The organism is Teichococcus aerophilus (genome assembly GCF_014490485.1).
Lineage (GTDB): Bacteria > Pseudomonadota > Alphaproteobacteria > Acetobacterales > Acetobacteraceae > Pseudoroseomonas > Pseudoroseomonas aerophila.
Genome location: NZ_JACTVA010000001.1, coordinates 58,672 through 73,359, shown reverse-complemented (window position 1 = coordinate 73,359; position 14,688 = coordinate 58,672). Strand labels below are relative to the sequence as shown.

9 protein-coding genes are annotated in these 14,688 nt (G+C 70.1%); 5 read left to right on the top strand and 4 right to left on the bottom strand.

Going from position 1 to position 14,688, the window contains the following annotated elements; all coding sequences use genetic code 11:
• The first annotated feature begins 58 nt into the window (after nucleotides 1-58).
• The 4 genes from IBL26_RS00305 to IBL26_RS00290 all read left to right on the top strand — a co-directional run bounded on the left by IBL26_RS00305 (nucleotide 59) and on the right by IBL26_RS00290 (nucleotide 5,959).
• Entirely contained in the window at nucleotides 59-874 is an 816-nt protein-coding gene (locus IBL26_RS00305; RefSeq protein WP_187782441.1) for an IclR family transcriptional regulator, read from the top strand.
• 189 nt (nucleotides 875-1,063) lie between these two features.
• On the top strand, nucleotides 1,064-2,656 hold the full coding sequence (locus IBL26_RS00300; RefSeq protein WP_187782440.1) for an ABC transporter substrate-binding protein: 1,593 nt from the start codon (nucleotides 1,064-1,066) through the stop codon (nucleotides 2,654-2,656).
• Nucleotides 2,657-2,658: 2 nt separating this feature from the next.
• Nucleotides 2,659-4,338 (top strand): M28 family peptidase, encoded by a 1,680-nt coding sequence (locus tag IBL26_RS00295; protein ID WP_187782439.1) that lies wholly within the window; start codon nucleotides 2,659-2,661, stop codon nucleotides 4,336-4,338.
• 34 nt (nucleotides 4,339-4,372) lie between these two features.
• Nucleotides 4,373-5,959: an ABC transporter substrate-binding protein gene (locus IBL26_RS00290; protein WP_187782438.1), complete on the top strand. Its 1,587-nt coding sequence runs from the start codon at nucleotides 4,373-4,375 to the stop codon at nucleotides 5,957-5,959.
• A 505-nt stretch (nucleotides 5,960-6,464) separates the two neighbouring features.
• Here IBL26_RS00290 and IBL26_RS00285 read toward each other — a convergent pair.
• On the bottom strand, nucleotides 6,465-8,024 hold the full coding sequence (locus tag IBL26_RS00285; protein ID WP_187782437.1) for an ABC transporter substrate-binding protein: 1,560 nt from the start codon (nucleotides 8,022-8,024) through the stop codon (nucleotides 6,465-6,467).
• 123 nt (nucleotides 8,025-8,147) lie between these two features.
• On the opposite strand from IBL26_RS00285, the gene IBL26_RS00280 reads away from it, so the two are divergent.
• Nucleotides 8,148-9,092 (top strand): LysR substrate-binding domain-containing protein, encoded by a 945-nt coding sequence (locus IBL26_RS00280; protein ID WP_187782436.1) that lies wholly within the window; start codon nucleotides 8,148-8,150, stop codon nucleotides 9,090-9,092.
• Here the strand turns inward: IBL26_RS00280 and IBL26_RS00275 are convergent.
• From IBL26_RS00275 to IBL26_RS00265, 3 genes are all read right to left on the bottom strand, one after another.
• On the bottom strand, nucleotides 9,031-10,344 hold the full coding sequence (locus tag IBL26_RS00275; protein WP_187782435.1) for an NAD(P)/FAD-dependent oxidoreductase: 1,314 nt from the start codon (nucleotides 10,342-10,344) through the stop codon (nucleotides 9,031-9,033). The genes IBL26_RS00280 and IBL26_RS00275 overlap by 62 nt on opposite strands.
• A gap of 250 nt (nucleotides 10,345-10,594) precedes the next feature.
• The gene (locus IBL26_RS00270) at nucleotides 10,595-12,556 is read right to left on the bottom strand and encodes a hydantoinase B/oxoprolinase family protein (RefSeq protein ID WP_187782434.1); all 1,962 of its coding nucleotides are present in this window, start codon (nucleotides 12,554-12,556) and stop codon (nucleotides 10,595-10,597) included.
• Nucleotides 12,556-14,592 carry a hydantoinase/oxoprolinase family protein gene (locus tag IBL26_RS00265; protein ID WP_187782433.1) on the bottom strand — a complete coding sequence of 679 codons (2,037 nt, stop codon included), beginning with the start codon at nucleotides 14,590-14,592 and terminating at the stop codon, nucleotides 12,556-12,558. The genes IBL26_RS00270 and IBL26_RS00265 overlap by 1 nt, the downstream gene beginning before the upstream one ends.
• Between the last annotated feature and the right edge of the window lie 96 nt (nucleotides 14,593-14,688).

The following is a 14,688-nucleotide window of genomic DNA, read 5'->3' as shown; positions in this document are numbered from 1 at the left end:
CCACAGGCCGGCCCGCCTCTGCTACGCCCATGCGGAACCACGAACGGGCCGACGAGACATGGCGACCACGACACAGCCGCGCAGCGCGCCGCCCGAGCCCGCGGATAACGGCGAGGACGGCTCCCACAGCTACCTGATCGCCGCGGCCGACCGTGCCCTGCGGTTGCTGATCCTGGTCGGCGACACGCCCGGCCTGGGCTTGTCGGACCTTGCGCGCGCCTCGGGCAACAGCAAGGCCCGTACCTTCCGTCTGTTGCAGACCCTGGAGGCTACCGGCTTCGTGCGCCGCAAGGGCAGCGAGGCGACCTACTGGCTCAGCTACCAGGCGGTGCGACTGGCGGCACGGGCCGAGCAGCAGATCGACCTCGTGCGGCTGGGCCAGCCGGTGCTGGAGGAGATCGGCAAGCGCTGCGACGAAACCGTGCAGATCCGCGTGCGGCAGGAGTTGGAGAGCCTGTGCCTGAGCAAGTGGGAAACCAGCCGGATCGTGCGCTACCACGCCACGGTGGGAGGCACCTCGCCTCTTTACGCCGGTGCCAGCAAGGTGCTGCTGGCGCATGCACCGGACGCCGTGCAACGCGCGGTGCTGGCGAGCCAGCGCCACAGCTTCACCACCGAAACCCCCACCGAGGCCACGGCCTTGCTGCGGGAGTTGGACCGCATCCGGGATAGCGGCCACTGCTTCAGCCGGGGCGAGGTCTCGCCCGAAGCCTTTTCCGTTGGCGTGCCCGTGGTGGATGCGGGCGGCCAGGTCGTCGCGGCGCTGCTGATCGCGGCACCGCTAGTGCGGGCGGCGGGTGAACGAGCCTCCGAGTTGCTGGCCCTGGCACGGGAAGGCAGCCAGAAGCTCTCCCAGGCACTGGGCCACGGCTAATAGCGGACCCCTCCGGACGGTGACGGCGTCCGGTCTGAAAGAATCGATGCGCCATCACTGAAAGCGGATTGCTGGCCCGCTTACCGGCTGGTACCAATCTGCCCGACGACAAAAATGAACCACCGGTTCATTACCGGGAAATGCCCTGTTGGGTGCACGGTACCAATTCCTCTTCCGGAGGCGTGTCTGATGGCCCCACTCGCTTTCCGCAGCCTGCGTTCGGCTGCTCTGCTGGCGGTTCTCTCCTGGCCCTGCATGGCGGCGGCGCAGGAGTTGCGGATCGGCATGAAGGCGGCGATCGACAGCGCCGACCCGCATCTGTTGTTCACCCCCAGCCGGAACGTGCAACTGCATGTCTGGGAACCCCTGGTGGTGCAGGATGCGCAGGTGAAGCCGACGCCCGGCCTCGCCCATTCCTGGCGTCCTGTCGATGCAACGACCTGGGAATTCAAGTTGCGGGAAGACGCGCGCTTCCACGATGGCTCGCCCCTGACGGCGGAGGACGTGGTCTTTTCCATCCGCCGGGCGCAGACCATCGAGGGCGTGCGAACCTACCGCGCCTACATCCGAGACATCGCCTCAGTCGAGTCTGCCGGGCCACACACGGTGCTGATCCGCACCAGCGTCCCCTCCCCCCTGCTGCCGAACAATCTTTCGACCTTCGGCATTGCTTCCGCCCGCGCGGCGCAGGGCGCCACGGGCGAGGATTTCAACGGCGGTCGCGCCGCCATCGGCACCGGCCCCTATCGATGGGGCCGCTGGACACCCGGCCAGGACGTGACGTTGGAGCGGAACGAGGATTACCGCGCCGGCCCGCAGCCCTGGTCCCGCGTCAGCTTCCGCTTCCTGGGCAATGACAGCGCCCGGGTCGCCGCGCTGCTCTCCGGCGATGTCGATGTCGTCGATGCCGTGCCCGCCGGGCTGTACGACCGCGTGCGGAACAGCGGCGGAAAGACGCACTTGGAGGCAGCGACGTCCCTTTTCGCGCTGAACCTGACGTTGGACAGCCGTGCGCGATCCAACTTCGTCACCGGTCCCGACGGCAAGCCCATGGCCGAGAACCCGCTGGCCCGGCGGGAAGTGCGGCAGGCGATGAGCCATGCCATCAACCGCACCGCCACCGCTGAGCGCGCCATGGAAGGCGGCGCCGTGCCGGCCGGGCAATACATGCCGCCGGGCTTCCTCGGCCACGTGCCAGATGTGCAGCCGGCGAGCTACGACCCTGCCCTCTCCCGCCGCCTGCTGGTGCAGGCCGGGTACCCGCAGGGCTTCGGCCTGACCCTGCACTGCCTGAACGACCGCTTCTACGGTGATTCCAAGACGTGCCAGGCCATGGGGCAAATGTTCACCGCCATCGGTATCCGCACGACGGTGGAGGCGCTGCCTTCCTCCATCTTCTTCCGCCGCGCCCTGACCGGTGCGAATGGCCAGCCTGAATTCTCCGCCTCCATGAGCATCTTCGGCAGTGCCGCCGGCTTGCCCGACAATGCCTTCACCTCCCTGGTCCAGACATTCGACCCGGCGCGCGGGCGCGGCACCTCCAATCTCGGCCGCTTCAGCAACCCGCAATTGGACGCCCTGATCGACAAGGCCGCCGCCACCTTCGACCCCGCAGAACGGCAGGCGGTGCTGGAACAGGCGACGCGCATCGTGTTTGAGCAGGACCTCGCTACCATCCCGGTGTTCTACCTGAAAGGCGCCTGGGGCCTGCGCCAGGGACTGACCATGGAACCACGCGGCGACCAGTACACCCTGGCCACTGGCATCCGCCCGGCACAATGAACATGCAACACACTATCTCCCCCGACGAACTGCACGGCACCGTCCGTGAGCTGTGCGCCTTCGGCCGCAAGCTGCCTGGCTCGGCCGAGGAAGAAGCCGCCTGCGCCGCCATCGGCGCACGGCTGGACCGGTACGGCGTACCGTATGAGGTGCACCGGTTCGAGGCGTATATCAGCTGGCCCTTCCGCTCCGCCGTCACGCTGGATGGCGCGGTGCTGGAGGCGACCGGCGTGGCCTTTACCGCCGATACCGGCGCGGCCGGCGTCACCGGTCGTCTGGCCGAGTTGAAGGCGGGGCGCGACCTCACGGGTTGCGTGGTGCTGGTCGACGGGCTGGCGCGCTACGATGCCTGCATGGCGGCGGCGAAGGCTGGCGCGGTCGGGCTGATCGCCATTTCCACTGGCCCGCAGCGGCACTTTGTTCAGGCCTCCCCCATCTGGGGCGCACCTGCGGGGGCGGAGCAGGTCGCGTTGCTGCCGCCCATTCCCGCCGTGCAGGTCTCGCACGGGGACGGGGCGGTCCTGCGCGCACGGCTGGGCACCGAGGTGCATATGCTGGCGGAAACGCGCCGCGAGTGGCGCGACGTGCGCATGCCGGTGGCCGAGATCGCTGGTCGGGAGCCGCACTTCGTACTGCTGGGCGCGCATTACTGTACCTGGCAGGATGGCGCGACCGACAACCTCGCCGGCGTGGCGCTGCTACTGGAACTGGCGCGGCTCTACGCGAAGGGCGAGAAGCCCCGCTACGGCATCCGCTTCGCCTTCTGGACCGGGCATGAGCAAGGTGGCTATGCCGGTTCCTCCTGGTATGCCGACCATGCCAGGGCGGCGCTGTATGACCACGCCATCGCCTATCTGAATGTCGATATCGTCGGTGTGCGCGGGGCCACCACCAAGGCGCTGCGTAATGTGACGGGTGAGTTGGCCGATTACTCTGCCAGTGTCGTCGAGTCAGTCGCCGGTAAATTGCCGGATGAGGAAGAGGCGTTCGTCCGCTTGGCACTGAAGCGGCAGGACAAGTATGTGGACCCACGGCGTTCCTCCCGCGGGTCGGACCAGAGCTTCAGCGGCATCGGCCTCTCCGGCGCCCAGGTCAGCAGCTTCCTGCCCGCCGCCAGCGCCGAGCACCTGCCGCAGAGCGGGCTGCCCTGGTGGTGGCAGACGGCGCAGGATACCGCCGAGCGGTGCGATCCCGCCATCCTGGCGCAGGACACGCTGGTGTACCGACATCTGGTGGAAGGGTTGGTCAACGCCGAAGCCCTGCCCTTCGACTACACCGCCACCGCCGCCGATATCCTGGCCAGCCTGCGTGAGTATGCAGAAGCGGCGCCGGAGGCGCCGGGCATCGTGGAACTGATCGCCCAGACGCGAGTGTTCCAGCAAACCGCCGCCCGTTTGCGGCAGGCCGCCCCCAGCGCTGCGCTCAACGACACCCTGCTGCGCATCGCCCGACACCTCAACCCGGTGCTGCATCATGCCGGCAGCGACTTCACCTATGACCTCGGCCGGGCCACCCGCCTGTTGCCGGGCCTGGCTCCAGCCCTGCGCCTGGCCTCCCTTCCCGCCGACGAGGCACGGATGGCAAGAGTCGTGCTGCGCCGGCAGGCCAACCGTGCCTTGCAGGCACTTCGCCTCGCCACGCGCGAGATCGAAACTCTGCTGCCCGAGAATCAGACTTCCTGAAACGGCGACGCCACTGGCAACTGGAGTCAGGCTTATGCAACGACGTCACTTTCTCGCCGGCGCTGCGGCCGCCGGTGCCGTGCTGGAGCGCCCCGCCCTGGCGCAGTCCGAGCGCCAGCGCGTGCTGCGCTTCGTGCCATATACCGACCTCGCGATCTTCGACCCGATCTGGACAACGGCGGACATCGTCCGTGACCACGGATACATGGTCTATGACACGCTGTTCGGCATGGACAGCGACTTCAAGCCGCAGCCGCAATTGGCGGAGGGCTTCGTCTACGAGCAGGATAACCGCGTCTGCACCATCACCCTCCGGACTGGGCCCATCTTCCATGATGGGGCCCCGGTGCGGGCGCAGGATTGCGTCGCCAGCCTGAAGCGCTGGATGGCCGTGGCGCCCATGGGCCAGACGCTCAACGCGCTGACGGACGAGCTCTCCGCGCTGGATGACCGCCGCATCCGCTTCCGCCTGAAGCGCGCCTTCCCGCTGCTGATCCAGGTACTGGCACAGGTCAGTGCGCCCGTACCCTTCATCATGCCGGAGCGCGTGGCGCAGACCGATCCCAGCAAGCAGATCACCGACCTGACCGGTTCCGGCCCTTTCCGCTTCAAGCAGGATGAGTTCCAGCTCGGCAACATCTCCGTCTATGAGAAGTTCGCGGGCTACAAGCCCGCCAACGGCGCTGCCAGCCTGACGGCCGGCGCGAAGCAGGTGCATTTCGACCGCGTGGAATGGCGACGCATCCCCGATGCCTCCACCGCCGCCGCCGCGATGCAGACGAACGAGGTGGACTGGTATTCCGACCCGCCGGCGGAAATCCTGGAATTGCTGCGCCGGAACCGCAATGTCGATATCAGCCGGATGGAACTGCTGCCGCTGGTCTGCGTCATGCGGCTGAACTGGCTGCACGCGCCGTTCAACAACAAGAAGATGCGGCAGGCGTTGCTGCCCGCCATCAACCAGGCCGATTTCGTCATGGCCGCCACGGGTACAGACGAAAGCAACTTCCGCATCGGCACCGGCTTCTTCCCGCCCGGTTCCCCAATGGCGAGCGATGCCGGGCTGGAGCCGTTGATGGGGCCCCGCGACATCGACAAGGCGCGACGCCTGATCAAGGAAGCCGGCTACAACAACGAAGCTGTGCGGCTGCTGGGCCCCACCGACACTGTCGCCACGGCGGCGATGGCACAGGTGACGGCGGACCTCTTCCCCCGCCTCGGCTTCAACTTCGAGCCGACCCTGCTGGATTCCGCCAGCGTGACGCAGCGCCGCCGTTCGATGGAGCCGGTGGAGAAGGGTGGCTGGTCCGTCACCAACTGGTCCTTCCCCGGCCTGTGGTTCGAGAATCCGGGCACGCATATCCTGCTGCGCGGCAACGGCCGGGATGCCTGGTTCGGCTGGCCGGACGTGCCGAAGCTGGAGGAACTACGAAACGCCTGGCTGGGTGCCACCACTCTGGAAGACCAGAAGCGTCTTGCGCGGGAGATGCAGGTCGTTGGCATGGACGAGCTGCCCTGCATACCGCTCGGCGCCATCTACAAATCCACCGCACTCCAGAAGAGCCTGCAGGACCGGGTGGCGGGCTTCCCAATCTTCTGGAGTATCCGCCGGCGTTCCTGACCGCACGGCCGCGTGTCCAGCACCGCACAGCGTATCGTTCCAGGGAGAACAGATCCCTGTTGCTGGCGGTGCCTATCCTGATCCAGGCCTGCTTCAGAGCGGGGCTGGCCTATGCGCTGAACCGCCAATGCGGTTCGGCGCACGGCGTAGCCGGCCCCCACCGTCCTGATCGGCGCCTCAAGTTGCAGTCGCGGCCGCCATTGTCCTGTCCGGGTTCGAAAGCGGCGCCGCGCTGGCCACGGTGGTGGGCACCCTGGTCGAAGTGCCCGCCGTGCTCGCGGTGGTCTCCATCGTGATGCGGACGAAGGAATGGTAGGCGCGGGCATGAGGCGGTGCCGTGTGGCAATCACCGCGCTCGGCATCAAACCCTGGCCTGGGGTTCCATCCACGACCATGTTCCCAGGCTGACCAGCATGCGCATCCGGCAACCCGCCGACCTGTGCCAGCCCCGCAGATGGTCAATTGCGGAAGAGTTTGAGAGGACACCGCCCTCTCAGAAACCGCGTCAGCGCGGATGTGCCCGCATCGCCGAGGTCATCTCGGAACTGCCGCTGGTGCCGACGTCGTAGCGGATGCCGTTGCGGGAGGCGAGGACCACGGGAACGCTGAACAGTGGCAGCAACACACGGGATTCCATACCGCGCTGCCCGGCACCCTGCAGCAACGCCAGCCGCCGCGCCGGATCCGCCTCGCGCAACGCGGCATCGATCATCCGGTCGGTCTCGGCATCGGCGTAGCCAGAGCGGTTGGCACTGCCCATCTTCGCCGCGCGGTCGAAGCTGTGGTACAGGTTGTTCAGGGTGTAGCCGGCATCCCCCATCACGTTGCTCCAGGCGGTCAGGAACAGCGGCGCGGAATTCGCCCCCGTGCGGATGCGGCTGAAGAAGACCGAGGCCGGCAGCGTCTCGACGCTCGCCTTGATGCCGATCCGCGCCAGCATCTGCCCCACTGCCTGGCAGGTCTGCGCATCCGCCACGTAGCGGCCGTTGGGGCAGACCAGGCTGGTGGTAAAGCCGTCCGGATAGCCCGCCTCCGCCAGCAGCTTGCGCGCTGCGTCGGGATTGTAGGGATCGGGGCGCAGGTCCTCCAGATAGCCGAGCATCCCCGGCACGCCGACCTGCGTGGCGACGCGGCCATAGCCCTCCAGCGTGCTGCGCACCAGCCCGTCGCGGTTCAGCGCCTGCGAGATGGCCTGCCGCACCCGCGGGTCGCGCATCGGCGCGCCCGCCGCTTCCAGCTTCGGATCGACATTGACGCCGACGAACATCACGCGCGGCGAACCGCCGCTATGCACAGTGATGCCCGGCGTCTTCGCCAGCCGCGCCGCGTCCTGCAACGGCACGAACTCGATCAGGTCGACGTCGCCCGAGAGCAGCGCGGCGCTGCGCGCGCCCTCCGACGGCAGGACGCGGAACTCGACATTCTCCCAGTCCGGTTTCTGGCCCTGGTAGTTCTCGAAGCGCGAGAGGAAGATCCGCTCGCGCCCTTCCACTCGCGTGACGCGGTAGGGGCCGGTGCCGATGGCGGCGCGGCCCTGGTTCATGTCCTCCGTCGTGCGCCCTGCCATGGCGCGCTCGGACAGGATGGACAGCTTGGCGATCTGCGCCGGCAGTAGCGGCAGGAAACCATCGGTGACGATGTCGACCGTGAAGTCATCGACCTTGCGGACCTCGGTGACGCCGAGCAACTGGCCGCTATAGGGCGAGGGATTGTTCGGCACGTTCGGCACGCGGTTCAGGCTGAACACCACGTCGTCCGCCGTGAAGGGCGAGCCATCGTGGAAGGTGACGCCGCGCCGCAGGGTGAAGCGCCACGCGTTGTCGCCCTGCGGCCGCCATTCGGTCGCGAGATCCGGCACCAGCCGGCCCTGCGCGTCCGTCTCGGTCAGCGCACCATAGATATGCTGGTTGTAGGCGATGTTGGAGTCCAGCAGCAGGAAGTGCGGGTCCAGTACCGGCACATTCTGCGTGCCGATCCGCAGATCCGCCGCGCCGGCGGGGGCCGCTCCGGCGAGCCCCACCATGGCGGCGAGGGCGAGGGCGATGGGAAGGACGCGGACGGGCATGCGCGGCGGCTCCGGCGAGGTTCTTCCGCAGTGTCAAGCGCCGGCTTCGCCTCTGTCGAGCAACGATGCGTCGACGACCGATAACATCCGGTTATGATCTGCGCGCAACAGAGGGGCAGGCCGATGACTTCGCGCGAGCTGGAGATCTTTCACGCCGTCATGTCGTCACGCTCGCTGACGGAGGCGGCGGCATCGCTCGGCGTATCGCAGCCGGCGCTCAGCAAAGCGCTGAAGCGGCTGGAGGACAAGCTGCGGATGCCGCTGTTCCGCCGCATCAAGGGCCGCCTGCACCCGACGCTGGAAGCGGAGAGCCTGTTCCCCGAAAGCGCGCGGCTGATGCAGGACATCGCCCGCCTCAGCACCACGGCGACGGAGATGCGGGACGGCGAGAGCGGATTGCTCCGGGTGGCCGCCTCCTCCTCCATCGGCATCGTCATCGTGCCGCAGGCCGTCGCGAGCTTCGCGCAGGTGCTGCCGAAGGTGAAGGTGGTGTCGCATTTCGTGCCCGCCAGCGCGGCGGCGCAACTGGTGGCGGGCAACCATGTGGATGTGGGGCTGTGCCTCTCGCCGGTCGTCACGCCGGGCACGGTGCTGCACAGCCTGGCCACCGTGCCCATCGCCTGCGCCCTGCCGCCCGGCCACGCCCTGGCGGCACGCAGCGTGGTACGCCCGCGGGACCTGCGCGGGGAGCGGCTGATCTCCTTCAGCAGCAGCACCTATTTTGGCCAGTTGCTGGACGAGGCCTTTGCCACCGACGGCGCCGAGCGGCGCGTGATGATCGAGCTGGCCACGGCCATTCAGGCACCGGCGCTGGTGCTGCGCGGCGCCGGCGTGGCGTTGGTGGACAGCTACATGGAAGGCGCCGGCTTCCCCGGGCTGGTGTGGCGGCCCTTCGCGCCGCAGGTGATGCTGCCGGTCAATGTCGTGACCTCCACGCTGCGGCCTACCTCACGCCTCGCCAACCGCTTCCTGCAGCATGTCGCGGACGCGCTGCAGGCGCATCGCATCACGCCGGCATCCGCTCCCGCCGGTCCTGCCACTGGTACCAGCTCCCGAGCACGGGCATGAACCAGGGCGTGCCGTCATACAGCGGGTGGTGCGGCGGCAGCCCGTCGTCGTAGGCATTCACCGGATCGCTCCGGCCGGACAGGATCTTCTCCGCCAGGCTGTGGCCCAGATAGGTCATCATGGTCACGCCGCTGCCCTGGCAGCCGGCCACGAAGAAGCGCCCCTCGCCGCCGCCGAGATGCGGCAGGCGGTCCAGCGTCATCGCCACCCGGCCGCCCCAGGCGTTGCTGATCCGCACGCCGGCGAGCTGCGGGAAGCGCGCCACCATGGCCCGGTGCAGCAGCGCCGCCGTCCGCCGCTCCTCCAGCGGAAAGAACGAGGCGCGGCCGCCGAATAGCAGCCGCCGCCCGTCCGGCGACAACCGGTAGTGGCTGATCACCCGCCGCGTCTCGGACACGCCGCGGTTGGCCGGCAGCACGGTTCGCGCCAGTGCCTCCGGCAGTTCCTCCGTGGCGATCATGTGGGTGGTCACCGGCACCAGGCTGCGCCGCAGCTCCGGCGCCAGCCCGCGCGCGGCCGCGCCGGTATAGGCATTGGTGGCGAAGACCACACGCGCCGCCTGCACGGTGCCGCGCGGCGTCTCCACCCGGTAGCCGCCGGGCAGCCGCTGCACCCGCAGCACCGGCGTGCCGCCCGCGAAGCACGCGCCCGCCCGCATCGCCGCCGCCAGCAGCCCGCCGAAGAATTCCGCCGGCTGGATGTGCCCGGCACGGTTGATCAGCACGCCGCCATGGTAGAACCGAGTGCCGAGATCCGCCGCCGCTTCCTCCCGGTCCAGCAGCCGGGCGTCGCTGCGCGCGTGCTCGTTCAGCTCCGGCAGGCGGGCGGCCCAGCCGGCGGCGTGGGCCGGCGTCCAGAAACCGTTGATGCGGCCGGTGCGGTGGTAGCCGCAGCGGATCTGGTGCCGCTCCAGCAGCGTCTCGAACAGCGTGAACCCGGCCGCCGCGTCCCGTAGCAGCGCCGCCTTGCGGTGCCCCGGCACCGGCTTGCGCGACGCCCCCTTGCCGACATTGACCCCACCCGAGACCTGCCCGCCCGAGCGCGTGCTGGCCCCCTGGCCCAGCGCGCCGGCCTCGACCACCAGCACCTCCTCCCCCGCCTCGGCCAGGCGCAGGGCGCAGGCGGTGCCGGCATAGCCGGCGCCGATCACCAGCGTGCCGACCCGGGCGGGCAGTTCACCCGTCGCCTCGGGGGGACGAAAACCCTGCCACCACCAGGGGTCGGTCGAGAAATCCTCCGTGAAGATGCTCATCGGGTGGGGCGCCTGTCCTGGGATGTTGCGGGAAGGTCGGGGAAAGAATTCCCCGAACTCCATCTTCTATTTGATCTTTGTTGCGGGCGCGTCGGGCACGCTAGCGCCACCGGCTGGGGTAACGACGCTGTTGCCGATGAGTGACGCGACACCGAACCGCCCGCACGCCCAAGAACTCATCGGAAAAAAGAAGGGGTCTCAGGGGAATTCATCCCCTGACCTTTCCCCCGCTAGCCTGGGGGACGCCCCCCTACTCCGCCGCCAGGGCCTGCTCCCCCGCGAGAATCCGCCGGATCACCGCCTCCGCCGCCTCCTCCGGCGCCGCGCGAACGGCGGCGAAGAGCGTCGCCTTCATGGCGGGGCGCCATCCAGGCGGCAGAGTCGCCAGCCCCTCGTGCATGGCGGCGTAGGCGGCGGGGGTCCAGCGCGCCTCGTGCGCGACGCGGAAGGCGCCGGGGGTGAAGGCGGGGGGCGCCACCCGGCCGGCGCGGAGGTTTGCGGTGGCCGCCTCATCCACCGCGTCCTGCACGATCGCCACGCCGTAGTCGCGGGCGGCGCCCGCGGTGGAGACCAGACCGGCGCGGTGGTCGCGCAGCACGGCGGCCGGGTCGCGGGTGAAGGGGTCGCCGCGGCCGCCGCCGGCGGGGGAGACGATGCGTAGCGTATCGGCGGCGGTCAGGCGCAGAGCGTCGGTGTTGCCGAGGTCCTGCTCCCCCGCGGTGCCGGGGTTGAGGGTGAAGGAGCCGGCGGCGCCGGGCTGCCCGCCACCGATGCCCCAGGGCTGGAACAGCGAGCGGTCGCGGTTGCGCGCGGTGACGAAGGCATCCGGCGCGGTGGTGCGGAACTCCATCACCTGCGCCATGCCGCCGCGATGCGCGCCGGGGCCGCCGGTATCCGGCATCAGGCCGTAGCGCAGGATGCGGACCGGCGCCTCGGATTCCGTGATCTCGATCGGGCTGTTCTTCAGGTAGGCGGCGTCGGCGCCGGAGCCATCGGTGCCGTCCCGGTGCGGCATGCCGCCGCCGCCGCCGACGATGGGCGCGATGGCGGAGATGCTGCGCTGGCCGGTGCGCGGGTTCTCCGCCGCCATGTTGACGATGCAGGTGGCGCCGGCGGGCGCGGCCGGCAGCCGGTCCGGCGCCGCGCGGGCGAAGGCGCCGAAGATCAGGCTGCGCAGCCGCCCGCAGGTGAGGCTGCGCATGCCGACGGCGGCGGGGAAGCGCGGGTTCAGCACGCTGCCTTCCGGCACGTGGCAGGTGAAGGCGCGGGTGGTGCCGAAGTTCAGCGTGATGCCGGGATGAAGCGCGGACAGCACGTAGTAGGCGCCGACCAGCAGCAGCGAGTGGCGCGGGTGCCCGCCGGTCGGCACGTTGAGGGAGGACAGCGTCTGCGGGTCGGTGCCCGCGAAGTCGAGATCGGCCGAATCGCCCCGGATGGAGAGGCGCAGGCACAGGCGCAGCGGGTTGCCGCCAGCCGCGTCCTCGTCGGCGTATTCGGTGAAGTCGTAGTCGCCGTCGGGGATGCCGGCCAGCACGGCGCGCGCCTGCGCCTCGGCGTAGTCCAGCAGGTCGGCCAGCCCGTCCACCACCGTGTCGACGCCGAAGCGTCGCACCAGGTCCAGCACGCGGCGCTCCCCGGTGTTGACGGCGGCGACCAGCGCCTTCAGGTCGCCCCAGTTCTGGTCGGGCACCCGCACGTTGGCGAGCATCACGCGCACCAGCCCCTCGTCCAGCACGCCTTCGCGGTAGAGCTTGGCGGGCGGGATGCGGATGCCTTCCTGGTGCACCTCGGTCAGGGTGCGCGACAGGCTGGCCGGCACCGCGCCGCCGACATCGACGTTGTGGATGTGCCCGCCCGCATAGGCGATGATCCGCCCCTCGTGGAACACCGGCTTCCACATGACGATGTCGGGCGAATGGGTGGCGAGGAAGCCGGAATAGGGATCGTTGGTCATGGCGATGTCACCGGGCTGGTAGCCGCCCTGCACCAGCGGCAGCGCGCGGCCGTAGTCGAGCCCCGGGTACCAGGTGGCGCCCAGGTCCACCGGCACGGCGCAGGACTTGCCCTCGGCGTCCAGCAGCTGGATCGTGAAGTCCTCCGTCTCCTTCACGAAGGTGGAGTGGGCGGTGCGGTAGAGCGTGGTGGCCATGCTCTCGGCGGCGGCGCGCGCGTGGTTGCGCAGCACCTGCAGCATGACGGGATTGGTGCGCATCAGCCGTGCCCTCCGGCGCCGTGTTGCAGGATCAGGTTGCGCAGTCCGTCCACCTCCGCGTCCCAGCCGGGCGGGACCAGGATGGTGCAGTCGGACTGGCTGACGATGGCGGGGCCCCGGAAGGCGGCGCCGGGTGCCAGGCCGTCGCGGTTGAACAGCGCGGCCTGCTGCCAGTGCCCCTGCGCGAAGAGGCGGCCCTGGCCCTGCGGCACGGCGGCATGCGGCACCGCCTCTTCCCGCGGCATGGCGATCGGCGGCGCGGCGCGGGAGGCGGAGGCACGCAGGCTGACCACCTGCAGCGCCGCGCCCGCCTCAGCATGGCCGAAGTTCTTCTCATGCGCGGCGTGGAACAGCCGGGCCGCCTCGGCGAGGTCGGTGTCCGCGTCCAGCGGCACCGTCAGCTCGAAGGACTGGCCGCGGTAGCGGATGTCGGCGGCGCGGACCACGGTGGTCTCGCCCGGCCCGGCCATGGCCCGCACCGCCTCGGCGGCCTCGGCGGCCAGCGTGTCCAGCGTCGCGGCCATGCCGGCCCAGTGCGCGTCGTCCAGCGGCAGCAGCACGGTGCGCATGGTGTCGCGGCGGATGGCGGCCGCCAGCGCGCCGAGGGCGCAGAGCGTGCCCGGCACCGCCGGCACCAGCACCCGGCCGATGCCAGCCGCCTCCGCCGTCAGCGCGCCCAGCATCGGCCCGGCGCCGCCGAAGGGCATCAGCGTCAATTCGCTGGCATGCATGCCGGCGCGGGCCAGCAATTGCTCCACCGGCACCAGCATGCCGCTGATGGCGACACTGAGCACGCCCTCCGCCAGGGTGTGGATATCGAGGCCGAGGCGTTCCGCCAGTGGCCGCGCCGCTGCCTCGGCCAGCGCGAGTTCCGGGCTGATGGCGCCGAAGCCGAGATCGCCATGGCCGAGGATGCCGCAGAGCAGCGCCGCATCCGTCACCGTCAGGCCGGTGCCGCCGCGCCCGAAGCAGGCGGGGCCAGGGGTGGAGCCGGCGCTCTCCGGCCCAACCTGCAGCACGCCCTGCGCGTCCACCCGCACCAGCGAGCCGCCGCCCTGGCCGGAGGAGGAGACGGCGACGGTGGTGATGGCCAGTGGGAACTCGCCGATCGCGTGGCCCGTGGCGAAGGAGGGTTGGCCGTCCTCCAGCAGCGCGATGTCGGCGCTGGTGCCACCGATATCGAGCGTCAGCACCGCCGCCTCCCCCGCCGCGCGCGCCACCACGCCGGCGCCGACGACGCCCGAGGCGGTGCCGGAGAGCAGCATGCCGACGCAGTCCCGCCGCCCGGCCTGCGCGGTCATGGTGCCGCCGGCCGAGGTGGTCAGCAGCAGCGGCGCCGGGATGCCGGCGGTACGCAGTTCGTCGGCCACGCGGTCAAGATAGTGGGAGATGCGCGGGTGGACATAGGCGTTGAGCACGGCCGTGGTAGTGCGCTCGTATTCGCGGATCGCCGGCCAGACCTCGCTGCCGCGGAACACGACCAGGCCCGGCTCCAACTCCGCCACCAGGGCGGCCACCTGGTCTTCATGCGCCGGGTTGCGCCAGGCGTGCAGGAAGGAGACGACGATGCCCTCGCAGCCGGCCTGCCGGGCGGCGGCCAGGGCGGAGGCGACCTCGGCCCGGGCCGGGGCCTGCAGCACCTCGCCGTCGGCGCCGATGCGCTCGGCAATGCCGAAGACGCGCTCGCGCGGGATCAGCGGCGCCGGGCGCTCGCAGAACAGGCTGTAGGGATCGGCCATGCGCAGCCGCGCGAGTTCCAGCATGTCCGTGAAGCCGGCGGTGGTGAGCAGCGCCAGGCGGCAGCCGCGCCGCTGGATGATGGTGTTCACCCCCACGGTGGTGCCGTGCACGAAGCGCGCGATGGCACCGGGCGCGATGCCCTCGCCGGCCAGCCGCCGCAGCCCCGCCGCCACGTCCTGGCCCGGCGCCTGCGGCGTGGTCAGGACCTTCAGCGTGGTGATGCGGCCACTCTCCGGATCCAGCGCCACGAAATCGGCGAAGGTGCCGCCGATATCGACCCCGACCATCATGGGCATGCGATGTTCCCTGCTGCTGGCCGGCAGTCTGTGGCGCCGGGCGAGAGGCGTCCACGGCAGTCATAGCCAGGGGTCATGACATGCGGTTATGGGTCA